General features: G+C 69.6%; 22 protein-coding genes. 10 read left to right on the top strand and 12 right to left on the bottom strand.

All coding sequences use genetic code 11. The annotated features are described in order from the left end of the window. Window positions 1-8 precede the first annotated feature (8 nt). From ACRDPS_RS14460 to ACRDPS_RS14440, 5 genes are all read right to left on the bottom strand, one after another. A complete protein-coding gene (locus tag ACRDPS_RS14460; protein ID WP_431502347.1) occupies window positions 9-1,562 on the bottom strand; it encodes a DNA polymerase Y family protein in 1,554 nt (517 codons plus the stop codon). Continuing rightward, complete coding sequence (locus ACRDPS_RS14455) at window positions 1,559-2,248, bottom strand: hypothetical protein (RefSeq protein WP_431502346.1); 690 nt, start codon at window positions 2,246-2,248, stop codon at window positions 1,559-1,561. The genes ACRDPS_RS14460 and ACRDPS_RS14455 overlap by 4 nt, the downstream gene beginning before the upstream one ends. A 278-nt stretch (window positions 2,249-2,526) precedes the next feature. Next, window positions 2,527-4,287 carry a serine hydrolase domain-containing protein gene (locus tag ACRDPS_RS14450; protein WP_431502345.1) on the bottom strand — a complete coding sequence of 587 codons (1,761 nt, stop codon included), beginning with the start codon at window positions 4,285-4,287 and terminating at the stop codon, window positions 2,527-2,529. 49 nt (window positions 4,288-4,336) lie between these two features. Next, entirely contained in the window at window positions 4,337-4,981 is a 645-nt protein-coding gene (locus ACRDPS_RS14445) for an MOSC domain-containing protein (RefSeq protein WP_431502344.1), read from the bottom strand. Window positions 4,982-5,026: 45 nt separating this feature from the next. Further along, complete coding sequence (locus ACRDPS_RS14440) at window positions 5,027-5,950, bottom strand: aminoglycoside phosphotransferase family protein (RefSeq protein ID WP_431502343.1); 924 nt, start codon at window positions 5,948-5,950, stop codon at window positions 5,027-5,029. A gap of 54 nt (window positions 5,951-6,004) precedes the next feature. Here ACRDPS_RS14440 and ACRDPS_RS14435 point away from each other — a divergent pair, with 54 nt between their 5' ends. Beyond that, the gene (locus ACRDPS_RS14435) at window positions 6,005-6,529 is read left to right on the top strand and encodes a cupin domain-containing protein (protein ID WP_431502342.1); all 525 of its coding nucleotides are present in this window, start codon (window positions 6,005-6,007) and stop codon (window positions 6,527-6,529) included. Here the strand turns inward: ACRDPS_RS14435 and ACRDPS_RS14430 are convergent. Together ACRDPS_RS14430 and ACRDPS_RS14425 are read right to left on the bottom strand one after the other, a co-directional pair. Then, complete coding sequence (locus ACRDPS_RS14430) at window positions 6,514-6,966, bottom strand: NUDIX hydrolase (protein ID WP_431502341.1); 453 nt, start codon at window positions 6,964-6,966, stop codon at window positions 6,514-6,516. The two genes, ACRDPS_RS14435 and ACRDPS_RS14430, sit on opposite strands and share 16 nt — an antisense overlap. Window positions 6,967-6,988: 22 nt before the next feature. Beyond that, complete coding sequence (locus ACRDPS_RS14425) at window positions 6,989-7,456, bottom strand: pyridoxamine 5'-phosphate oxidase family protein (protein ID WP_431502340.1); 468 nt, start codon at window positions 7,454-7,456, stop codon at window positions 6,989-6,991. A gap of 110 nt (window positions 7,457-7,566) precedes the next feature. Between ACRDPS_RS14425 and ACRDPS_RS14420 the strand changes: the two genes are divergently transcribed. Next, window positions 7,567-8,532, top strand: coding sequence for a phosphotransferase (locus ACRDPS_RS14420; RefSeq protein ID WP_431502339.1), 966 nt, complete (start codon window positions 7,567-7,569; stop codon window positions 8,530-8,532). A 43-nt stretch (window positions 8,533-8,575) separates the two neighbouring features. Further along, window positions 8,576-9,163 carry a hypothetical protein gene (locus ACRDPS_RS14415; RefSeq protein WP_431502338.1) on the top strand — a complete coding sequence of 196 codons (588 nt, stop codon included), beginning with the start codon at window positions 8,576-8,578 and terminating at the stop codon, window positions 9,161-9,163. 31 nt (window positions 9,164-9,194) lie between these two features. Here the strand turns inward: ACRDPS_RS14415 and ACRDPS_RS14410 are convergent, their stop codons facing one another. The 3 genes from ACRDPS_RS14410 to ACRDPS_RS14400 form a co-directional block, all read right to left on the bottom strand. Next, a complete protein-coding gene (locus ACRDPS_RS14410) occupies window positions 9,195-9,698 on the bottom strand; it encodes a GNAT family N-acetyltransferase (protein WP_431502337.1) in 504 nt (167 codons plus the stop codon). After that, on the bottom strand, window positions 9,695-11,563 hold the full coding sequence (lepA, locus tag ACRDPS_RS14405; protein WP_431502336.1) for a translation elongation factor 4: 1,869 nt from the start codon (window positions 11,561-11,563) through the stop codon (window positions 9,695-9,697). Before lepA ends, ACRDPS_RS14410 begins: the two co-directional genes overlap by 4 nt. Before the next feature lie 61 nt (window positions 11,564-11,624). Then, window positions 11,625-12,563, bottom strand: a complete 939-nt coding sequence (locus ACRDPS_RS14400) for a hypothetical protein (RefSeq protein WP_431502335.1) — start codon at window positions 12,561-12,563, stop codon at window positions 11,625-11,627. 185 nt (window positions 12,564-12,748) lie between these two features. Here ACRDPS_RS14400 and ACRDPS_RS14395 point away from each other — a divergent pair, with 185 nt between their 5' ends. The 6 genes from ACRDPS_RS14395 (at window position 12,749) to ACRDPS_RS14370 (ending at window position 18,348) form a co-directional block, all read left to right on the top strand. After that, window positions 12,749-14,320 (top strand): alkaline phosphatase D family protein, encoded by a 1,572-nt coding sequence (locus ACRDPS_RS14395; RefSeq protein ID WP_431502334.1) that lies wholly within the window; start codon window positions 12,749-12,751, stop codon window positions 14,318-14,320. A gap of 89 nt (window positions 14,321-14,409) precedes the next feature. Then, the gene (locus ACRDPS_RS14390; protein ID WP_431502333.1) at window positions 14,410-14,712 is read left to right on the top strand and encodes a hypothetical protein; all 303 of its coding nucleotides are present in this window, start codon (window positions 14,410-14,412) and stop codon (window positions 14,710-14,712) included. Beyond that, window positions 14,712-15,761, top strand: a complete 1,050-nt coding sequence (locus ACRDPS_RS14385; protein ID WP_431502332.1) for a hypothetical protein — start codon at window positions 14,712-14,714, stop codon at window positions 15,759-15,761. Before ACRDPS_RS14390 ends, ACRDPS_RS14385 begins: the two co-directional genes overlap by 1 nt. Then, window positions 15,758-16,255, top strand: a complete 498-nt coding sequence (locus ACRDPS_RS14380; RefSeq protein ID WP_431502331.1) for a DUF4919 domain-containing protein — start codon at window positions 15,758-15,760, stop codon at window positions 16,253-16,255. Before ACRDPS_RS14385 ends, ACRDPS_RS14380 begins: the two co-directional genes overlap by 4 nt. 19 nt (window positions 16,256-16,274) lie before the next feature. Continuing rightward, window positions 16,275-17,363, top strand: a complete 1,089-nt coding sequence (locus ACRDPS_RS14375; RefSeq protein WP_431502330.1) for a WD40 repeat domain-containing protein — start codon at window positions 16,275-16,277, stop codon at window positions 17,361-17,363. 43 nt (window positions 17,364-17,406) lie between these two features. Next, window positions 17,407-18,348: a hypothetical protein gene (locus ACRDPS_RS14370; protein ID WP_431502329.1), complete on the top strand. Its 942-nt coding sequence runs from the start codon at window positions 17,407-17,409 to the stop codon at window positions 18,346-18,348. A gap of 46 nt (window positions 18,349-18,394) precedes the next feature. Here ACRDPS_RS14370 and ACRDPS_RS14365 read toward each other — a convergent pair whose 3' ends face one another. Beyond that, on the bottom strand, window positions 18,395-20,251 hold the full coding sequence (locus ACRDPS_RS14365) for an AMP-dependent synthetase/ligase (protein WP_431502328.1): 1,857 nt from the start codon (window positions 20,249-20,251) through the stop codon (window positions 18,395-18,397). Between the two features lie 301 nt (window positions 20,252-20,552). On the opposite strand from ACRDPS_RS14365, the gene rpsT reads away from it, so the two are divergent. Then, on the top strand, window positions 20,553-20,813 hold the full coding sequence (gene rpsT, locus ACRDPS_RS14360; RefSeq protein ID WP_431502327.1) for a 30S ribosomal protein S20: 261 nt from the start codon (window positions 20,553-20,555) through the stop codon (window positions 20,811-20,813). Window positions 20,814-21,069: 256 nt separating this feature from the next. On the opposite strand, the gene holA is transcribed toward rpsT, so the two are convergent. Next, the gene (holA, locus tag ACRDPS_RS14355; RefSeq protein WP_431502326.1) at window positions 21,070-22,053 is read right to left on the bottom strand and encodes a DNA polymerase III subunit delta; all 984 of its coding nucleotides are present in this window, start codon (window positions 22,051-22,053) and stop codon (window positions 21,070-21,072) included. Between the last annotated feature and the right edge of the window lie 22 nt (window positions 22,054-22,075).

Genomic DNA, 22,075 nt, shown 5'->3' with positions numbered 1-22,075 from the left:
TCCCTCCCTCAGTCGTAGCTTGCTTCGGTGAGCCAGTGGTCGGTGTCGAAGGTGGCCAGCCAGGCGCGACCGTCGACCCCGACGAGCTGGAAGCGGGCGACCCGGCGGCCACCGCCGGGCTCCCACCAGCCCTCGGTGACCGGCCACGGACCGGCCCAGGAGGCGACCCGCTGCCAGGGCTGGCCGGCCGCGGGTCGGTAACGGGCAGGGTCGCCGGAGACACCGCCACGCGGGAGCACCACCACCTGACGCCCGGCCTGGTCGCAGACCTCCGCAGGCCAGGGATCGTCCAGGACCCGGGCCGGCGCCGGGGGCGGGATGCTTCCCGGCCACGGCAGCACGCGGTCGCGAAGGGTGGTGGGGCGGTCGCCCCAGGGGACGTACGCCTGCCGGTCGCGCGGGCTACGGCCACCTTGGAGCACCGGGGCGACGACGGCCTCGCGACCGAGCAGCCCCTGCACCCGGGCTATGCCGCGCTCGACGCGCTGGTCGGTGCCGCCCCAGAGACCGTCGGCATGGACCGCCTCGGGGACGGCGACCTCGGGGATGAGGCGGACCCGGGTCACCGCGGAGCGGATGTCCCCCGCCCGCAGCGTGCCGACCAGCTGCCAGTGCAGCCGGTCGATCAGGTCGGCGGCACCGAACCAGCGCGGATGTGCCCAGGTGCGGACGGACGCCGGCCCGGCTGTGCCTTGAAGGGCGCCGGCAGACTCGGTCTCGACCTCGATCCGCACCTCGGTGCAGACCTCCTGCCGCGCCGCCAGCCCCTTCACGAACCCTTCCGCGGTCTGCCGAGCCGAGAAGCAGACCGCCTCGGCGGAGTCGAGCGGCGGTTCGAAGGCGACCTCGGTGGTGAGCTCGGGAGGGGGCGTACGTCCCGCCACCGGCCGCGCCCCTTCGCCGTGGATCACCCGGCGTACCCACTCGGCCTGCGCGCCGAAGCGAGCCTTGACATCGGCGCCGGGCAGATCGGCGAGGCCACCGAGCGTGGCCAGGCCGAGCCGCTGCAGCAGGCTGACCGCGTTGGCGTCCTCGAGGACATGGACCGGCAGCGCACGCAGGAACACGGCGGAGCCTCCGTCTGCCGGGACCGCGTACGTCTCCTGCAACCCGGTGCTGCGCGCGGCCTGCTCGGCGGTGAAGAGCTCGTCGGCGATGCCGATCCGTACGTCCCAGACCCCGAGCTCGACCACGCACTCGGCGATCGCCGCGCCGGCCTCGGTCTCGCCGCCGTAGAACCTCGCCGGGGAGCGCAGCGCGACCAGCCCGGGGCGCAACGGCATGACTCCGGGGCGCAGCTCCTCGAGGCGCGTCAGCACCTCCTCGAACGCCCGCGTGTCCCGGGTGTCGTCGGCGGCGAGCACCTGCACCTCGGGGCAGCGCGACTGCGCGTCCCGGCGCCGCATCCCGCGCTTGATCCCGAAGTCCCGCGCCGCCTGGTTGCACGCCTGGACCCGGTTCTGCGCGAAGACCGCCGCCGGCAGATGCCGCGGCAGCCCCTGTTCGCCCAGCGCCGCGGCGACCGGCCAGTCGGCGCACCAGACCACCAGCGTACGGTTCATGCCGACTCCTGTTTACGCAGGTCAGCGAGGTCGGCGACGGGTTCGAGAACTCGCCGCGGGCTGCCGTCCTCGGCCGGGAACCACAGCGCCGTACGCCGCGGCGGGGCCGTCCCGCGCACGGTCTCGACCACCATCCGGCGGGCCCGCAGATGACCCTCGCCGTTGCCGAGCCCGACCCAGCGAGGCTCGCTCGCGCGAAGACGTACGTCTGCTCTCGGCCAGTCCCCCAGCGCCACCAGCGCGGCGCCGCGAGTGCGCAGCCGCGCGCCGATCTTCTCGGCGACCGCGGGCGTCACCCGCCCCGACGGCCTGACGAGAACCAGGGTGGTCACGTCGACCAGAGCCGCGGTCGCCTCCAGCCAGGAGTCCTGTGGGCGCGGCACCAGGATGGTCCGCTCCAGGGCCACTCCGGTCTCGGCGGCCGCCTCGGCCCCGAAGTCCTCCACCCCGACGACCGCGGTCCACTCCCCTGCTCCCGACGGCCCCGCCAGCAGCAGCATCGCCAGCGACAGCGAGTCGGCCGCGTACGTCCCCCCGGCCCGCAGCTGCACCACCCCACCCAGCGCCTCATGCGTAGCCAGCTCCGCGCCGATGCCCGGCTTCTGCTCCAGCCGTCGCACCTTCGACCGAAGCTGCTCGATCTGCGCCAGCTTCTGGTGCTGCTCAATCCCCGCTACCACTCCCACTCAGCAAGTATCGAACATTTGTTCGATCAGAGCAAGAGCTCCGAGACCTCACACGAGACATCACACCCCCTGCCGAGAAGTCACTAATGCAGGCCGAGGCGTCACTTGTGCAGGCCGAGAAGTCACTGGGATGCCCTCTCGACCTGCAGAGGTGCCCTCTCGACCTGCAGAGGTGACTTCTCGACCTGCAGAGGTGACCTCTCGGCCTGCAGAGGTGACCTCTCGGCCTGCAGAGGTGACCTCTCGGCCTGCAGAGGTGACTTCTCGGCGGGGAGGGGTCAGCCGCGGAGGGCGGAGGCGAGGTAGGTGAGGCGGGGGTAGTCGGAGGTGGGGAGGGCGGTGACGGTGGTGGTCTTGGCCACCGCGATCTTCCAGTAGGTCGCGCCGGCGACGACCAGGAAGTCGGCCTTCGACGAACCGTCGCCGGACAAGGGCGTGGTGATCAGCTCGGGCTCGCCGAAGGCGCGCATGGCGGCGATGAGCGGGGAGTCCTCCTCGAGGGCGGCCCGGGCACAGGCGACGACGCCCTCGTTGGCGTCGGGGACGGCGTTGACCCGCAGGGTCTGAATGCGCGGCTCGGCCTCGGGGCTGAGCATGACCTCGATGTCGTAGCGACCCTTCTCGGCCGGCACCACCGCCAGCGCGACGCCCATGTTTCGGCCGAAGTAGCCATAGGGTGCCCCCGCCAGCGGCAGCCCGACCTTCGCGCGCGCCTGGACGATCTGCGCGCGCCGGTTGGTGTCGGGCGCGTCGAGCTCGACGTTGTCGGCGAACAGCGACGGCACCGCGAACACCTCGGCACCCTCAGGATCAAACGTACGCAGCCGATCGATCGCAGACTCCAGCGCCGAGTCGAGCCGCGGCCGAAGGCCCTTGACCGCCGTCGAAAAGCGGTGCGGCCCACCAGTAGAGGCCTCCTCGGAGACCAGCCGCCGCAGCGCGGTCATCGCGGTCGGGTAGGCACCGGCGTACGTGCCGTTCGACAGCGTGATCACACCCAGCCCGGTCGAGGGGTGCCAGACCATCCGCGACCCGTAGCCGGGATAGCCACCGGAGTGGTGCACGAACTGCCCGAGCCGATCGTGGTCGATCATGAGGCCGTAGCCATACCCCATCGCGACCGCGCCGAGACCCGCCTCGGAGCCCTCGAAACCGAGCGAGGCCGATACCGATCCGAAGCGCTGCATCTGCTGCATCTCCCGTCGCGAAGCCTTCGACAGCGGATGGCCGTCGGCCGCAGGCGAGAAGGCACCCACGAACCCACCGACCCAGCGAGCCAGGTCGGCAACCGAGGAGTGCAGACCACCCATCGCCGCGAACGACCCGGACGGGATCGGCGCCGCCTCGGTCCACGACCGCGGACCCTCGAGCCGGTCGCCGGCCCACGCGGGATGCAGCGGCGACACGTGCCCCGGCACCCGGTTCGGCACGGCGTAGGGCGAATAGGCGGAGGACGTCATCCCCAGCGGCGCCAGCAGCTCGTGCTCGATGAAGTCGCGGTTGGCCCCCTCGGGGGACGAACCGCCGACCACGTTCTCGATCGCGCGCCCGAGCAGCGCATAGCCGAGGTTGGAGTATTCGAACCGCACCCCCGGCTCCCGACCGGTCGACAAGCCCCCGTCGAGGAACGTCCCGAAGGCGTCGTACGACAACGACTCCTGCCGGTCTCCCCAGGGGTCATCCGTCGGCAGCCCGGCCGACATCGAGAGCAGCAGCCGCAGCGTCACCGCCGGTGAGTCGGCGGAGTAGGGCGCCTGGTCGACGAGCTCGGGCACATACTGGGCGATCGCCTCGTCCAGGTCGACCAGCCCGCGGTCACGCAGCAGCAGCACCGCGGCCGCGGTGAACGACTTCGACATCGACGCGATCCGGAACACGCTCTCCGCGGTCGGCGCCGGACCGCCGACGCTCACCCCACCGAACGCTCCGGAGTGGAGCAGCTCGGTGCCGCGTACGACCCCATAGACCAGCCCCGGCGTCAGCTCCTCCTCGAAACGCTGGGCGAAGAGATCGTCGACGACGGCGGTGTTCAGACTCATACGGGCGTTCCTTCGGTTGCAGGTTGCTCGACGCGTTGCAGCCTAGTGCTCACTGGGCAGCGACGTACCTCTCCGCCGCCGCCCGCGGCTTGTCCCCGAGACCGTCGATGCCGATCAGCCTCGGCAGCAGAGATCGGTCGGTGTTGAGGGCCTTGAAGAGGGTCGAGACGGTGATGTCGTGGTCGGGGCGGTGGACGACGACGATCTCGTCACCGGCCTGCAGCTGCCCCTCCTCGAGGACACGCAGATAGGGCCCCGGGCGCGCCTCGGCGGCGAACTTCTTGACCCACCGGGCGTTGTCGTAGCCGGAGACACCGATCCAGTTCTTGAAGTCGTTGCAAGGAGTACGCACGCTGCAGATCTCCAGCAGGACCGTCCCGATCCGCCACCGCTCCCCCACCAGAGCCGCGTTGATGTCGATCCCCTCGGTGGTGAGGTTCTCGGCGAACTGGCCGTCACGAAGCGTCACACCCAACCGCGAGCCCCACACGTCGAGGTCCTCGCGGGCGAAGGCGTAGACCGCCTGCTCCTCGCCACCGTGGTGGCGCCGGTCGGTCTGGGTGTCAGTGAGGATGCCCTCCTTGCCGACCGTCACCGAGTCGGGCGTGGCGTGCTTCTCCATCGAGGTGGCGCCCACCTCCGCCCACTCAGCTGGCTTGGACTGACCGACGTTGACGCTTCGCACGATGGGCATGGCGCCGATTCTCCTGGCCGTGCCGGGTTCAGGCACGCGAGTTTTTCAGTCCTGGACCGCCTTGGCGACCGAGATCATCGCGGTGATCCAGTCCCTGTCGGGCGCCTGGTTGTCCTCCAGCTCGTCCTTGACGTTGACCATCAGCCGCAGGATCGTCCACGCCCGGGCGCGGTCCTCGTCGAGCTCGGCTGCGTCGACGAGGGTGAAGAACCGCATCCGTACGCCGTCCCGGATCCGTCCCGCATACTCGTCGAACCGGTTCCACAGCATCGGCGCGATCTCGTAGTGCGGATCGCCCGAGAGGGGCTTCGGGTCGATCACCAGCCACTCCTCTCGATCGCCCCGGAGGACGTTGGTGAAGTGAAGATCGGTGTGGATCAGGGTCCCGTCGGTCGCCTCGTCGGCAGCGAGATCCCGTGCGATCGACCGCGCCTGCTCGACCATCCGCGGCGGCACCGGAAGCCGCCGCTCCTTCTCTCCCAGCTCGATCGCCCAGCGTGCGGCCTGCTGCGACAACGTACGCATCTGCGGCGGAGCCGGGACGTGCAGCTGCCGGTAGAACCCGCCCACGACCTCGCACGCCTGCACGTCCCAGAGCTCCGAGAGGTCCTCCGGATGCAGCCGCTCGAGCAGCAGCGCGAACCGCTTCGGATCGGCCCGGAGAAGGCGTACGGCGCCCCGGCCGCCCCAGGTCTGCAACGCCAGCGCCTCGTGCTCGGCCTCCCGGTGCGGCCAGCCGACCTTCAGCACCGCGGCCTCCCCGTCAGCGGTGCGCACCGGCAGGACCAGCGCGGTGTTGCCATGGGTCGTACTGCCATGGGTCGTACTGCCATGGGTCGTCTCGCCCTCGAGCGTCAGCGCCCACTCGTCGAGGAGATCGCGCAGCAGAGCCGGGAGCCGGTCGAGCCACTGCGCCCAGTCGGGTCCGTTCGCGGCGAGGGCCAGGAAGGAGTCCGGCAGCGGCGTCACCCGAGAAACCTTAATCCGCTTCCCAACCCTCGCCGGATCAGGCAGGTTGAGCCCATGTCACTTCCAGAGTCCATGGGGACCAGAGGTGTTCCCTACCCGCCGGAGCGCTACGACGGTGAGGCCGGTGAGGTCTCGGCGTTCTATCGTCCCGACGCCACTCCGCCCGACCTCGCCTACTCCAACGGCGTGAAGGTCGACTACCTCGCGACGGGCGCCACGACCGCCGGCGACTACGGGCTCTACCGCTGGCACTTCGGCCCGGGCGAGACCGGCCCGGGTCCACACTTCCATCGTGCGGTTGCCGAGTCGTTCTACGTCTTGACCGGCACGGTGCGGATCTACAACGGCGAGGAGTGGATCCCAGCAGGCGCCGGCGACTTCGTGCACGTGCCGGTGGGAGGCCTGCACGGCTTCCGCAACACCACCGAGGAGCCTGCCTCGATGCTGCTTCACTTCACCCCGGGCGCGCCGCGGGAGGGCTACTTCGAGGGCCTGCGCGAGCTGGCGGAGGGCACCGAGCTCGGCCCGGACGAGATGGCCGAGTTCTTCAAGCTCCACGACAACTACTGGGTCGACTGAGCCTTCCAGGCCTCGATCCCCAGACCCACGATGTCCGCGGTCGACTCGGCCACGGCCGCCGCATCCGCGAGCGGGACCCACTCGGCGAAGTCGGTGGTCCCGCCGACCTCCAGCGTGCCCAGCTCACCCCCGACGATCCGCGCCCCGAAGATCACCCTGGTGGACTGGTAGGGCCGCCGCCGTCCCACCCCGAACGGGACGACATACACGTTGGTCGTCAGCGGTGCCCCCACCTCGACGTCGTACCCGGTCTCCTCCTTCACCTCGCGCGCCACCGCGGCGGGCAGCTGCTCGCCGTAGTCGACGCCACCGCCCGGCAGCGTCCAGCCCGGTTCGGTGCGGTGGTTGCCGTTGAACCAGCTCAGCAGGATCCGGTCCGCATCATCGACAATGACGGCGTACGCCGCCACCCGGGTGTCGTACTCGGTGAAATGCATCCAGAGGATGCTAGCCGCCCGATCAGTCGAAGACGAAGGCCGTCGCATCCTTCGGGAACGACGTCCATGCCCGGATCCGGCGCGGATGCACGGCCGGGGCCTTCGTGTTGGGCTTGAAGACGTCCTCGCCGTACTCGGGATACTTCGCGTTCAGCAGTCCCGCGATCTCCTCGGCGGCCGCGGAGGTGAAGGACGTCTCCCGCACCTCGCCCTCGACGACGACCAGCTTCCACGGGTCCGGAAGGTTCACCGTCACCTTCGGATGCTCGGCCGCGAGCCGTCGGTGCAGCGTCTCCGGACTGCCTCCGTAGACCAGCTTGTCCTCGAACCAGATCCCGTCCAGCGGTGTCACGTGCGGACTCCGCCCCGTCCTCTCGAACGCGAACCAGAACTGCTTCGCCTCGACCAGCATCTGACGTACGTCCTCCCACGCCAGCAGCTCTGACGGCGTGCCGTACTCCTTCGGGAACCGAACCTGTTCTGTACGCATGCATCCCACTCAACCACCGCGCGACGGCCACGCGCCCGACCGAAATTGCGCACCTCGGCGGGCTGGATAACCAGTGGCATCCCGGCGATCGGGATAGGGAGGATGGCGACGTGACCACACCCAGAGCAGTCGGCGTACGCATCTCCTACGCCGATGTCCCGCCGAACGTCACCCGGTGGGTCGAGGAGACCCTCGGCTCCGCCGTGGTCTCCTCCGCCGACCAGGTCGGTGGGATGTCCCCGGGCTGCGCCGCGCGGCTGGTCTGCGCGGACGGCACCCGGGCGTTCGTCAAGGCTGTCGGGGCTGACCTCAACCCACACACCCCGATCCTCTTCCGCCGCGAGATCGCGGTCCTGAACCTGATCGGCGAACATCCGCTGTGGGCACGGCTCCGGGCCTCCTACGACGACGGCGACTGGGTCGCCCTCATCCTCGAGGACATCGAGGGCAGCCATCCCGACCTCGCCGACGACATGGTCATGGGACAGCTCCTGGAGGCGGCCGACGAGCTCGGCGTCATCTTGGCCGAGCGGACGGTGCATGGCGCCACGGGCAGGGGCGGAGGGTACGACGCCGGCCTGACCGACCAGCACACCATCTTCCACCAGTTCGCGGCGACGCTGGACGATCTGGCTGCGTGCCCCGGCGCACCCGTGCCCGAATGGGTACGCGCCGAGGCCGGCAGCTGGGCGGCGAGGACCCGCGGACTTGCCGAACACGCGATGACCACCCTGGTCCACTACGACATCCGGATCGACAACCTGCTGCGGCGCCCCACCGGCGAGATCGTCTTCCTCGACTGGGGCGCGGCCGGCGTCGGCCCGGACTGGCTGGATCCGCTCCTGGCCAGGCTGGAGCGCGTCGACCAGGACTGGTTCGACGCCTCGCTGGCCTCCTCCGCACCGCTCGCGCGGATCGGCGACGACGCGGTCACCACGTGGCTGGTCGGGATCGGCACCCATCTGGCCGTTCGGACCGTCACCGCCGTAGACGTCAACCTGCCGACGCTGCAGGAGTTCCGGCGTACGGAATCGGCGCGGTTCCTCGGTGCCGCCGCTCGCCGACTGAGGGCATGACCCGACGACGCCGCCCTTGGTGCGACGTGATGGACTGGCGGGCATGCAGATCCGGGCTGCCCTCTCCGCCACGCTCATCCTGATCGCTGCGACGTCGGCCTGCGGCGCCGAGGAGCCCCCGGTGACGACAGGCACGCCGACCCCGTTCTCGGCCGCGTCGACCTCGGTGCCGGCGGGGTTCACGGCGGCGGAGTGCCCGGCGACGGTCCGCGGGAAGCCGGCCACCCTGAAGCTGGTCGTGCCGACCGGGTTCGCGTCGGAGTCGACCGGCTCGAGCGAGGACACCCCGGACGGCCAGTGCACCTGGCGCGGCTCCGAGGACCTCTTCTTCAGCGTCGAGGTCGGCGAGAAGGAGTCGCTCGAGGACATGAGCGAGGACCTGAAGGAGTACGAGGACATCGGCGGCGACGACGAGGTCAAGGACGTCACCTATGACGCCCCGACCGACGCCTTCGGCGATCTGGAGGGCGAGCGGCTCAGCTGGTGGACCTACTCCGACGGCTCACCGGCCGACTGCGTCCATGTCCAGGCGGGCGGCATCCGCCTGTTCTGGGAGAACCCCGAGGGCACCGACCAGCGTCTCGACGACCTCGACGTCGTGCTCGACAGCGTCGCGCTCGTGCGGAGCTGACGACCGGACCACCTGGGGACCGGACGAACGGTCAGAGCGTCCGGATCCAGTGATCCGGCGGCACGTCGGGCTTGTCCGGCACCGGCACGGTGATCTCGGTCCAACCCTCGCCCCACGCCTGGGTCGAGACCCCGCGCCAGAAGCTCACGGCCGCGGTGTTGTCGTGCTGGAACGGGATCGCCCACGGCCCGGGATGGCGGGCGATGACCTCGAGCGCGAGCGCACGCCCCAGGCCTCCCCGACGCGCGGCCGGCACGACGAAGAAGGCCTGCATGGTGCGCTCCACGTAGCCCAGTCCCCGAACCAGCGCGAAACCGACCGGAGCGTCCTCGCCCGTGCTCGGGTGCCGCGCCCAGGCCAGGTAGCCGCAGCGGTCCGGAGCCGGATACTCGTCGAGCCACTCGTGGCGGTAGCGGCCGTCCGCCAGCGGGAAGCCGTTGACCACCGGCGCGAGGTCGTGGCGGAAGTCCTGCCACAGCCAGGCGACGATCTCCCACTCGGCCTCTCCGGAGATCGGCCGGAGCTCGTGGGTCACTTCTTCCCGGACGACTTGTCGGTCGAGGGCTGGGTGGTGGAGAGGGCGGCGACGAAGGCCTCCTGAGGCACCTCGACGCGGCCGACCATCTTCATCCGCTTCTTGCCCTCCTTCTGCTTCTCGAGCAGCTTGCGCTTACGCGAGATGTCGCCGCCGTAGCACTTGGCGAGGACGTCCTTGCGGATGGCGCGGATGGTCTCGCGGGCGATGACCCGGGCGCCGATCGCGGCCTGGATCGGCACCTCGAACTGCTGCCTGGGGATCAGATCGCGCAGCTTGCCGGCCATCATGACCCCATAGGCGTACGCGGCGTCGCGGTGCACGATCGCCGAGAAGGCGTCCACCGGCTCCCCCTGGAGCAGGATGTCGACCTTGACCAGGTCGGCCGCCTGGTCGCCGCTGAACTCGTAGTTCAGCGAGGCGTACCCCTTGGTCGAGGACTTGAGCTGGTCGAAGAAGTCGAAGGCGATCTCGCCCATGGGGAGGACGTAGCGCATCTCGACGCGGTCCTCGGAGAGGTAGTCCATGCCGCCGAGCGTGCCGCGCTTCTTCTGGCACAGCTCCATGATCGTGCCGATGTAGTCGGACGGCGAGAGGATGGTGGCCTTGACGACCGGCTCGCGCACCTCGCGGATCTTGCCCTCGGGGAACTCCGACGGGTTGGTGACGATGTGCTCGGAGCCGTCCTCCATGATCACGTCGTAGACCACGTTGGGAGCGGTCGAGATGAGGTCGAGGTTGAACTCGCGCTCGAGACGGTCGCGGGTGATCTCCATGTGCAGCAGGCCGAGGAACCCGACCCGGAAACCGAACCCGAGCGCACCCGACGTCTCCGGCTCGTACGTCAGCGCCGCGTCGTTGAGCTGCAGCTTGTCGAGCGCCTCGCGAAGCACGGGATACTGGTCGCCGTCGATCGGGTAGAGCCCGGCGAAGACCATCGGGTTGGGGTGCGAGTAGCCGCCGAGCATCTCCTTGGCCGGACGGTTGTTGCCGGTGACGGTGTCGCCCACGCGCGACTGGCGTACGTCCTTCACGCCGGTGATCAGATAGCCGGTCTCGCCGACGCCGATGTGGTCGGCCTTGACCGGCTCCGGGCTGATCACGCCCAGCTCGAGCATCTCGTGGACCGCGCCGGTCGACATCATCTTGATCTTGTCGCGGTGGGTCAGCTTGCCGTCGAAGACCCGGACGTACGTCACCACGCCGCGATACGTGTCGTAGACCGAGTCGAAGATCAGCGCCCTCGCGGGCGCGTCCGGGTCACCGACAGGAGCGGGGGTCTGGGCCACGATCTCGTTGAGCAGCCCTTCGACACCGAACCCGGTCTTGGCCGAGACCTGGAGCACGTCCTCGACGTCGCAGCCCACGAGGTTGGCCAGCTCCAGGGCGTACTTGTCGGGGTTGGCCGAAGGCAGGTCGATCTTGTTGAGCACCGGGATGATGTGCAGGTCGGCACCCATCGCGAGATAGAGGTTGGCCAGCGTCTGCGCCTCGATGCCCTGCGCCGCGTCGACGAGCAGGATCGCCGCCTCGCACGCCTCCAGCGACCGCGAGACCTCATAGGTGAAGTCGACGTGGCCGGGGGTGTCGATCATGTTGAGGACGTACGTCTGGTCCTTGCTCTCGCCCTCGGTGACCGTCCACGGCATCCGCACGGCCTGGGACTTGATCGTGATCCCGCGCTCGCGCTCGATGTCCATCCGGTCCAGGTACTGCGCCCGCGCGGCCCGCTCGTCGACCACACCGGTCAGCTGCAGCATCCGGTCGGCCAACGTCGACTTGCCGTGGTCGATGTGGGCGATGATGCAGAAGTTGCGGATGATCGCCGGGTCGGTGGAGCCGGGCTGTGGCGCGGAGTGAGTCACAGGCTGCTTTCGTAGATGCTCAAGAACGGGGGCGGGTACGTCACCGCCTATTGTCCCACGCTCAGTACTGATGGAACCAAAGCGGCAGCTGCACCGACTCGCCCGGGCAGGTCACGTTGCGGTCGCGGCCGTTCTCGAGCCACTGCACCATCACCGCGGCACCGCCCTGGAACATCCAGTCGCCACCGCACCGCTCCAGGGCCGCGGCCCGCGATGCCTCGCCCGCCGGGCGCCACTCGGGCAGCTGCAGCTGCAGGTCGCCGACGATCGGCGTCCACAGGCCCTCGATCGAGTAGACCCCGACCCGCTTCCCGGCATCCTGATAGCCGGCCAGGGCGCCCTTGACCACCGCCTGGTTGGCCTCGATGTCGCCGGACCACTCCCAGACCGCGACCGGCTCGACGTCGAGCCAGACCGAGGGCGACTCCAGGCCGGCGCGCTTCATCTCCTCGAGATTCCACACCGCCTGCTGGTAGCCGACGTTGGTCAGCCGGCCGATCTTCGTGTCCGGGTCGCCAGGCCCCTCGCCGCCGTACTCCCGGATCGTGGCTTCACGGGGATAGGAGGTGACCGCATAGGCGGAGGTCATCACCTTGTTCTTCTTGGCCCACTCGACCTGCGAGGCCAGGCACGGGTTGGGGGTGAACGCCGGACCGTTGGTGAGCCCGATGACCACGTACTCCGCCGAGGCGAGCGGCATCGGCAGCCCCAGCGTCCGACGCTCCTTGATGCCCATCCCCTCGGGACACTGCGGCCAGCTCAGGTCACCGCCCTCGACGATCCCGCGGTCGTCGGCAGGCGGGACGGACGGGATGTCGAGCGACTCCGGCGCGCGTGGTGGTGCGCTCGCCGACGTCTCGGGCTCCGTGATCGCAGGGCTCGCGGGCATCGAGGGCGAGGCGGACTCCGCCTCGGCCGGAGGCTCGGCGGCGCAGCCGAACAGCACCGGCGCCGCCAGGAGCAGCAGCACAGCGGCGAACAGGTTCTTTCTTGCCCACATCACCGCAGATACTGCCACCCGCATCCCAGCGGGTCACATCCCTCTCTAGGAGCCCGCCCGGCGATCTCGACCTCCGGGTGAAGGAAGTTTTTCTTCCACCCGGGACGGCACCCTTCGCGTACGTGTTCACCGACACGACCCGCGGAACTCACCGGTCGTTCCGCCGGAATCGGCAGGTTTGGTCCATGACCCCACTCAACCGCCGCTCCGTCCTCGGCCTCGGTGCCGCCGCCGGTGCCGGACTCGTCATCCCCACGACCACTGCAGCCGCCAACGCCGTCTCGACCTCCGCACCCGCCTTCGTCCGCGGCAACCGCCCCTCCCTCACCCACGGCGTCCAGTCCGGCGACGTCGGCGCCCGGGGCGGCGTCCTGTGGAGCCGCGCGGACAAGACCTCGCGGCTGGTCGCGGAGATCTCGACCGACGAGTCCTTCCGAAGGGCCCGCCCGGTCAACGGGCCGGTGGTGACCGCGAGGAGCGACTTCACCGGCGAGCTGAAGGTCAACGGCCTCGAGGCCGGGCGCGACTACTTCTACCGGGTCCGCGCCGTCGACCCCGACGACCCGCGCCGCGGCAGCGCCTGGGAGCTGGGCCGGCTGCGTACGGCACCGAGCACCCGCCAGGACATCCGGTTCCTCTGGTCCGGTGACATCGCCGGCCAGGGCTGGGGTGCCAACCCCGACTTCGGCGGTTTCCGGATCGCGCCCGCGATGGCGGCGCGCGAGGCCGACTTCTTCCTGAGCTCCGGCGACAACGTCTACGCCGACGGCCCGCTCACCGCGACCGTGGCGCTCCCCGACGGGCGGACCTGGAGGAACATCGTCACCGAGGAGAAGGACAAGGTCGCCGAGACGCTGACCGAGTTTCGCGGCCAGTACGCCTACAACCTGCTCGCCGACAACTGGCGCGCCTTCCTCGCCCAGACGCCGATCGTGGCGCAGTGGGACGACCACGAGGTCACCAACAACTGGTATCCCGGCGAGATCCTTCCCGCCGACGGGCCCTACGCCGAGCGGCGCGTGGACGTCCTCGCGGCGCGCGCCAAGCAGGCCTTCCACGAGTACATCCCGGTCGGCGACGCCTCCCCCGACCCCGACGGCCGGATCTACCGAAAGCTCCCCTACGGCCCGCTGATGGACCTGTTCGTCCTCGACATGCGCACCCACAAGGACCCCAACACGACCAACGCCGAGACGACCGCCGACGGCGGCGTGCTCGGTGAGCGTCAGACGAAGTGGCTCCTGCGCGAGCTGGCCGCCTCCCGCGCCACCTGGAAGGTCATCGCCGCCGATCTGCCCATCGGACTGGTCGTGCCCGACGGCACGCTGCAGGAGGGCATCTCCCAGGGCGACGGCGGCGCCCCGCTGGGCCGCGAGATCGACATCGCGAAGGTGCTCACCGGGCTCAAGCGCCTCGGCATCCGCAACCACGTCTGGCTGACCGCCGACGTCCACTACACCGCCGCGCACTCCTACTCGCCCGACCGCGCCACCTACCAGGACTTCGACCCGTTCTGGGAGTTCGTCTCCGGTCCGCTCAACGCCGGCGCCTTCGGCCCGAGCAAGCTGGACGCGACCTTCGGCCCGACCGCCGAGTTCGTCGCCGCTCCCCCAGCCCCCAACGCCTCGCCCGCCGACGGGTTCCAGTTCTTCGGCGAGGTCGAGATCGACGGACGTACGCAGCAGCTCACCGTCACCCTCCGTGACATCGACGGCGGGGCGCTGTTCACGAAGACGCTCGACCCGGCCGCTAAATAGGCTCCTCCGGTGGCCCGGACGTGCGTTACTGTCCGGCCTAGCCGACGGCCTGGCCGTCTCCCGTTCGGGCCCAGGAGGACCACCAGACCATGAGCGAAATCCATGTCGTCCCCAAGGACATGAAGGCATCCATCACGGTCGCCACGGAGGCAGAGGGCGATGTGCGCGGCGCTGACTCGGCGGCGCATCTGACCAAGGCGGCCGGCGCGGTTCCGGGCGCGGACTCGGTCGCCTACATGTCCGAGCTCGGCACCCGATGGACCGACGAGACCAAGTCCGCCGCCGACAGCTCCCAGAGGCTGGCGACGCAGATGCAGAAGGCGCTCGACGACTTCGAGGCCGCCGACGCGGCCGCGGGCGCGAACGCCGGCGGCGTCATCGGCGGCAACTGATGGCGATCACGTTCGGCCAGGTCAAGACCTGGAAGGCAGCCCCTTTGGGTGACGCCGGCGACGGCCTCAAGGCAGACCTTCGCAAGCTGGAGACCAGCCGCGACGAGCTGGAGGCCAACGGCGTACCCAAGTCGTGGACCGGCGTCGCCGCCGACGCCGCGCGAGGCCAGCGCGACTCCCTGGTCGCCCGGCTCAGCAGCCACATCCAGGGCAAGCAGCAGATGCAGAAGGCGCTCTACACGGCCGAGCCCGAGGTCGAGGCGATCGAGCGGCTGGTCGACGGCATCCAGGACCGTGCCAAGACCCACGAGTTCACCGTCGGCGACGACGGGTCGGTGACCAGCACGGCCACGCCCCCGACGTTCCGCAGCCGCTTCGAGGCCGAGGAGTGGGGCAACAGCCGCCAGACCATCGCCCAGGAGATCGCCGACGACATCACCGACGCCCTCGCGAAGGCGGCGGGCGTCGACGCGGCCCTCACCCAGGGCATCCCGGACGGCACCGACGACGGGCTCGACGACACCCGCGAGCAACGAGGTCTGGCCTCCCCCGAGACCGCCGAGCGGTGGGCCCAGCTCACCGACTACGAGCGCAAGGCGATCATCGACCAGAAGATCGAGGAGCTCGCCGAGGAGTACGGCGTCGACGTCGAGGACATCATCTGGGACGACACGATCAGCGGCAACGGCTCCTGGAGCGAGAGCGAGAAGGCCGTACGCCTCAATCCCGACCGGCTCGATGACCCCGACCTGCTGCACACCGTCGCCCACGAGATGCGTCACGCCCGTCAGAACGAGGCCGTCGACGACATGAACGACTGGCAGTTCCCCTGGGAGGACGACCCGTTCGACATGCACGAGGAGGACGGGATCACCGAGGATCAGGCCGAGGAGTGGGAGGAGAACTTCGACGACTACAAGAGCCCTGACAAGGACTTCGACGCCTACTACAACCAGCCCGTCGAGGCCGACGCCCGCAACACCGGTCGCGACTACCTCGACAACGTGACGCCCGACGAGCTCGACCGCCTGCTGGAGGAGTCCCGATGACGACGTACGCCGAGCTGGTGACCGCCTACCTCGACAACCCCGGGCCCGGGACGCTGGCCCCGTTGCGGCGCGCGGTCCGCGGCTCCGCCAACTTCGACCCGGATCTCGACCTGCGTGCCGTCGACACACTGCTCGCCGAGGGTTCGTACGCCGCCGCCTCCGCGGAGCTGCGCCGGCTCATGCCGGGCGCGATCTTCAGCCCCTCGGCGCATCTGCGGATGGCGACCGCACTGGAGCACTCCGGCGACGAGCGGGCCGCGGCCCGCGAGCGGCAGGTCGCGCTGGCCGCGCTGCGCAGCATCCGCTCGACCGGCGACGGCAGCGAGCAACGCCCGTGGTCCGTGCTGCGTATCAGCGACGAGTACGACATGCTTCGAGCGCTCGACAAGGTCCGGGACCGCCAGGACCTCATCGAGGACGGCGCCCGTCGTCTCGACCGCCTCACCTGCACCGACGGCACAGTCGCCTGGTTCGACGTGACCTCGATCGCCTGACAGATCCCGAGAAGGACCGATGAGACCCCGAACGTACGCCCTCAGCATCCCGCTCATCGGCGTGCTCGTGGCCGCCCTGCTCGCCGGCTGTGCCGGCGACCCGGACCGGGGCGGCTGCGACATCTCATCGACGGGGTCGGCCGGCGACGCGATCAGCCTGGTGGCCACCTTCACTCCGGCTCGGCTCGATGCCGGCTCGCTGGTCACCAGCGCCGACGGGACGTACGTCGTGGCCAGCTGCACCGGTGGCATCTGCCGCTGGAACGCCGGCGGCGGGGCGTACGAGACGATCTCCGACCGCGGCTACGACGCCATCAGCCCGGACCTGTCGCTGGTCGCGCGGAAGGTGGGGTGCGCCGACGTCGCCCTGGTCGAGGTCGACGGCGGCACGGAGGTCCAGCGGCTGGAGGGGCTGCCCGACCCGAAGATCACCGATGTGAGCCCCGTCGGCGAGATCGCCTTCAGCCCCGACGGCAGGCTCGTGGCCGGCGCCGGTCTCCAGGGTGACCTGGTCATCTGGTCGACCGAGGACGGCGACGAGATGACGCGTACGGACCTCGGGACCGGGGTCGGGTCGATCTCGTTCAGCCCGGACAGCAAACAGGTGGCGGTCTCCGCGGACGACAGCATCTCGATCCTCGATGCCGGCTCGGGCGACGAGGTCGGCACCATCTCGGCGGCGAGCGGGACCGGCCCGGCCTGGAGCCCGGACGGCCGCTGGATCGCCGGGGTGACCACTGAGGGATCTCCCACGGTCTGGGACGCCAAGACGTTCAAGACGGTGGAGACCTTCAACGGGTTCGACGCGGCCTCCGTTGCCTTCTCGCCGAACTCCCGATCGCTGGCCGCCACCAGCGAGGGCGGCGACGGCCCTAAGGGCGACGAGGCCCGGCTGGCGCTGTGGACGCCCACCGCGCTGGGCGGCTCGGGCGAGACCCGAGACGTCTCCAAGTCCGTGGCCCCCGGATCGAACGTCGTCTTCCGCCCCGACGGCAAGGTCCTCTACACCGCTACCGCCGAGGACGGGCTCGCCGCCTGGGACCTACGCACCGGGAAGCCGGCGTCGCCCTTCCAGGCTCCGGGGCTTTCCACAACCTCCACCGGGTGAGTCTGCGGCTGCTGCTCGAGGCGGCGTACGTCAGGATGTGGTGGTGAGCGCTATCCCGACAAACATCCCGCACGGGCAGACCGCCCGCCGCCTGGAATGGCCCCACCTGCCCCCGTTCCTGCGTTCCTCGATCGAGAAGCGGCTCGGCGGTGGCCCGGTGGTCTCGACGGAGTCGCACGGAGCGGGCTACACGCCGGGATTCGCCTCGGTGCTGACCTGCCAGGACGGCTCGAAACACTTCGTGAAGGCAGCCTCCGCCAAGGCCCAGCGCGACTCGGCCGCCGCCTTCCGTGAGGAGGGGGCGAAGCTGAAGAAGCTCTCGGGCTGGGTCCCTTCCCCGAAGCTGAAGTGGTTCGACGACGGCGAGTGGGTGGTCCTGGCCTTCGAGCATGTCGAGTCGCGGCTGCCGTCGCGGCCGTGGACCTTCCCGGATCTCGAGGTCGTCTCGGGCGCGCTCGTCGAGGCCGCCGCCGCACTCACCCCCGCCCCGGGCATCGGCTGGCCGACGTTCGCCGAGGAGCACGCCTCGTTCCCTGCCTTGTGGGATCGGGTCATCGGCTACGTACACGCTGACCGGGCGGCCGAGCTCGCCGCCGGGTTCGCGGAGCACACCGCCGGCGAGACCCTGGTCCACCTGGACGTACGCGACGACACCATCCTGATCCGCCCCGACGGCGGTGTGCTGCTGGTCGACTGGACCTGGCCGGTGCTCGGCGCCGACTGGATCGACTCGCTCATGCTGCTGGTCGGCCCCCGTGGCGACGGTCTCGAGGTCGAGTCGTTCCTCGCCGCCCATCCGCTGCTGTCCAAGGCCGCGCCGGAAGCCATCGACTCCGTCCTGGCGCTCTTCGCCGGCTACTTCCTGGCCGCGGCCGAGCAGCCGGTCAAGACGACCTCGCCCCACCTCCGCAGGATGCAGCGGTGGCAGGGCGAGGTGTCTCTGGACTGGCTGACGGAGCGCCGAGGATGGAGGTCGCGCGGGTAGGGCTGCCGTCGCTCAGCAGGCAGGACCTACCCGCGCGACCTCCAGATCAGCCGGCGTAGAAGGCGTCGATCCGCTCCTGCTCCTTGGCCTCGACCACGTTGCGCTTCACCTTGAGCGACGGGGTGAGCTCACCGCTCTCGACGGTGAGGTCGTGCTCGAGGATCTCCCACTTCTTGATGGTCTCCCAGCGGTTGAGGCCGGCGTTGAGCTCGTCGACGTAGCCGCCGATCAGCTCCCGCACCTGCGGCGAGGTGACGATCTCCTCGTACGACTTCCCCTCCAGACCGCGGGAGGCGCCCCAGGCGGTGATCGACTCGGGGTCGAGGGTGATCAGTGCGGTGACGAAGTTGCGGTTGGCTCCGAAGACCAGGAACTGGCTGGAGTAGGGGCACAGCGCAGCGAACTTCGACTCGATCGCCGGCGGCGCGACGTACTTCCCGCCCGAGGTCTTGAACAACTCCTTGATCCGGCCGGTGATGGTGATGTAGCCCTCGTCGTCGATCGAGGCCTTGTCACCGGTGTGGTACCACCCCTCGGCGTCGAGCGCCTTGGCGGTCTCCTCGGGCAGGTTGTGGTAGCCGGGCATCACGTGCGGGCCGCGGATGAGCAGCTCGTCGTTGTCGCCGATCTTCACCTCGCTGCCCGGGAACGCCTTGCCGACGGTGCCGAGCTTGTTCTCCGTCAGGGTGCCGACGGAGGCACCGGCGGCGTTCTCGGTGGAGCCGTAGCCCTCCATGATCAGGATGCCCGCGGCCCGGAACCACTCGGCGATGTCGCGGTTGAGCGGGGCGGAGCCGGAGATGAAGAAACGTACGCGGCCGCCGAACCGGTTGCGGACCTTGCTCAGCACGAGCTTGTCGAGGACGGCGTGCTTGAGCGCGATCGCGGTCGGCACGGTCTTGCCCTCACGCAGCAACCGGTCGCGGGCGATGCCGTTGGCGAAGGCGGCGTCGAAGAGCTTCTTCTTCACGCCACCGTCGTTCTCGACCATCATCACGATCTTGGAGTGGACCTTCTCGAAGATGCGCGGGGCGGCACCCATGAAGGTCGGCTTCACGATGGCGAGGTTGTCGACGATCTTGTCCATCCGGCCGTCGATCGCGGTCGGGAAGCCGCAGGCGATCTGGATCGAGAGCAGGACCTTGCCGAACACGTGCGACATCGGCAGCCACAGGAACTGCAGGTCATCGGGGCCGAGCACGTCGCCTTGGGTCCTGACGGCCTCACCCTCGTAGACCCAGGCACGATGCAGCAGGCGCACACCCTTCGGCCTGCCCGTCGTGCCCGAGGTGTAGACCAGCGTGGCCAGGTGGTCCGCGGTGATCCTCGCCGCGGTCTCCTCGATGAGGTCCGGGTGGTCGGCGAGGTGCTTCTCGCCGATCTTCGCCAGGTCGTCGAGGCCGATCACCCGCTCGCCGTCGGTCTCACCGTCGAAGGTGATCACCTTGACGATCTCGGGCAGGTCGGCAGCCTTCTCCGCGATCTTGGCGAGCTGGGTGTCGTCCTCGGCGAAGACGAAGCGGCACTCGGCGTCGCCGAGGATGTAGGCCGTGTCCTCGACGTTCGTGGACGGGTAGACCGTCGTGGTGGCGCCGCCGGCGAGCATCACCGCGAGGTCGGCGATGATCCACTCGTAGCGCGTGGTCGAGGCGATGCCGACCCGCTGCTCGAGCTCGAGGCCGAGCGAGACCAGACCGGCGGCGAGCCGGCTGGCCTGGTCGCTGGCCTCCTTCCAGGTCAGCGACTTCCACTCCTCCCCGCCTGACTCGGTCGTCGAGCCGACCACGGGATAGCGGAACGCCTCCGCGTCGGGCGTGGCCTTGACGCGGTTGAGGAAGTGGATGGCGAAGTTCGCCGGCATCTCGTCGAGAAACGCGAGATCGATCGCGGACTGGGTCGGCATGGTTCTCCTGGCCTGCAGTATGAGCGTGGGGTGATGGGCGGTTAGCACGAGGCACCGCGCGGGGGACCCTAGACGCTCGAGTCGCGTCGCGACAGGGTTCCGCCGGAAATCTCGTGACCGAGATCACCACAGCCTACCCTGCGGTAGCCCCCACGGGAACGGCGATTTGAGGCCGTACGTCGCAAGTCTGTAACCTTGACCGCAAGCGTGTTCGCGTAGGCCTCTCCCCTCTCACTTTCCCCGAGGGGCCGGATTGAGAGCTCGCACCACCACACGTCGAAGCACTGGAGATTATTCACCCATGGCGAACATCAAGTCGCAGGTCAAGCGCAACAAGCAGAACGAGAAGGCGCACGAGCGCAACAAGGCGGTCAAGAGCGAGCTCAAGACCGTCATCCGCAAGTTCGCCACCGCCGCCGAGGCCGGCGAGAAGGACACCGCGGTCGAGACCGCCAAGGTCGCCGCGAAGAAGCTCGACAAGGCTGCCTCCAAGGGCGTCATCCACAAGAACCAGGCCGCCAACCGCAAGTCGGCGATCGCCAAGAAGGCCGCCTCCCTCTGAGGTAGCCCCACCGAAGCCCCCGTCCCATGTGGCGGGGGTTTTCGTCTTTTCTGCCGAGAAGTCACCTTTGCAGGCCGAGAAGTCAGCTCTGCAGACCGAGACGTCACCTTTACAGGCCGAGAAGTCAGTTCTGCAGGTCGAGTTGGCAGCTGTGACGTGTCGGCCTGCAGAGCTGACGCCTCGGCCTGCAGAAGTGACGTCTCGGCCTGCACGACTGACGCCTCGGCCTGCAGAAGTGACGTCTCGGCGTGTGGGGTCAGCGCTGGCGGAGGGCGGCGATGGTGAGGACGAGGCGCTCGAGGGTGTACGCGGGGTCGCTGGCGGCGCCCTTGAGGTCGGCGTCGGCTCGCGCGATCGCGCGGAGGGCGTCGCCGATGGCCTCGCGGGACCAGCCTCGAGCGAGGCCGGCGACGGTCTTCTGCTTCCACGGTGGGGTGGCGCTGTCGCGGATGCCGGCCACGTGGTTGGCGACGGTACGCATCTGGCCGGCGACCGCCGAGAGGACATAGACCGGGGAGGACCCGGTGTCCAGGGCCCAGCGGATCTCCTCGAGTGCCTTGACCCGGTCGCCGGAGATGATCGCATCGGCGATCACATAGTTCTTCACCTCGGCCCGGCCGCCGAAGTATTGCTTCACGTGGTCCATCCCGAGACGCTTCACGTCGTTGTCCCCGGCCAGCTGGCTCGCCGCGGCCGAGAGCGCGCGGAGGTCCTGGCCGACCGCTTGGATCAGGAAGTCGGCGCCCTCCTCGTCGATGCTCGCCCCGTGCAGGCGGAGCTCGGCCTTCACGAAGCTCCCGAACTCGCGCGCCTTCAGCTCGACCGACTTGCGCTCGGTCACCTTCGGCAGCTTTCGGAGCTTCGCGAGCGTGCCGCTGCCCTTCTGCCCTCCCCCATGGACGAGGACCAGCGCGACGTCCTCGGACGGCATCCCGGCGTAGTCCACCAACCCGGCCACCGACTCGTCCGGCAGGTTCTCCAGGTTTCGTACGACGACGCACCTGATGCTCGAGAAGAGCGACGGCGCGCTCATCTCGCCGAGCGTGGCCAGAGTCAGATCGGCCGCGGTCGCCTCGGAGATCTCCGCCTCCGCGTCGAACGCCCTGACGGCAGCCTTCGCGGCCGCGACCGTACGCTCCCCGAGGAACTCCTCCTTGCCGGTCACCAGGGTCACCCGGCCGAGTACATCGGGGGCCGACAGAGTGCCGGCAGGGCTGGGGGCGGAGGCGGTGCGTGCCATGCTCAAACCCTCCCACACAGCA

This window comes from Nocardioides sp. (assembly GCF_050699375.1).
GTDB lineage: Bacteria > Actinomycetota > Actinomycetes > Propionibacteriales > Nocardioidaceae > Nocardioides.
This window is presented reverse-complemented; position numbering and strand designations above follow the sequence as displayed.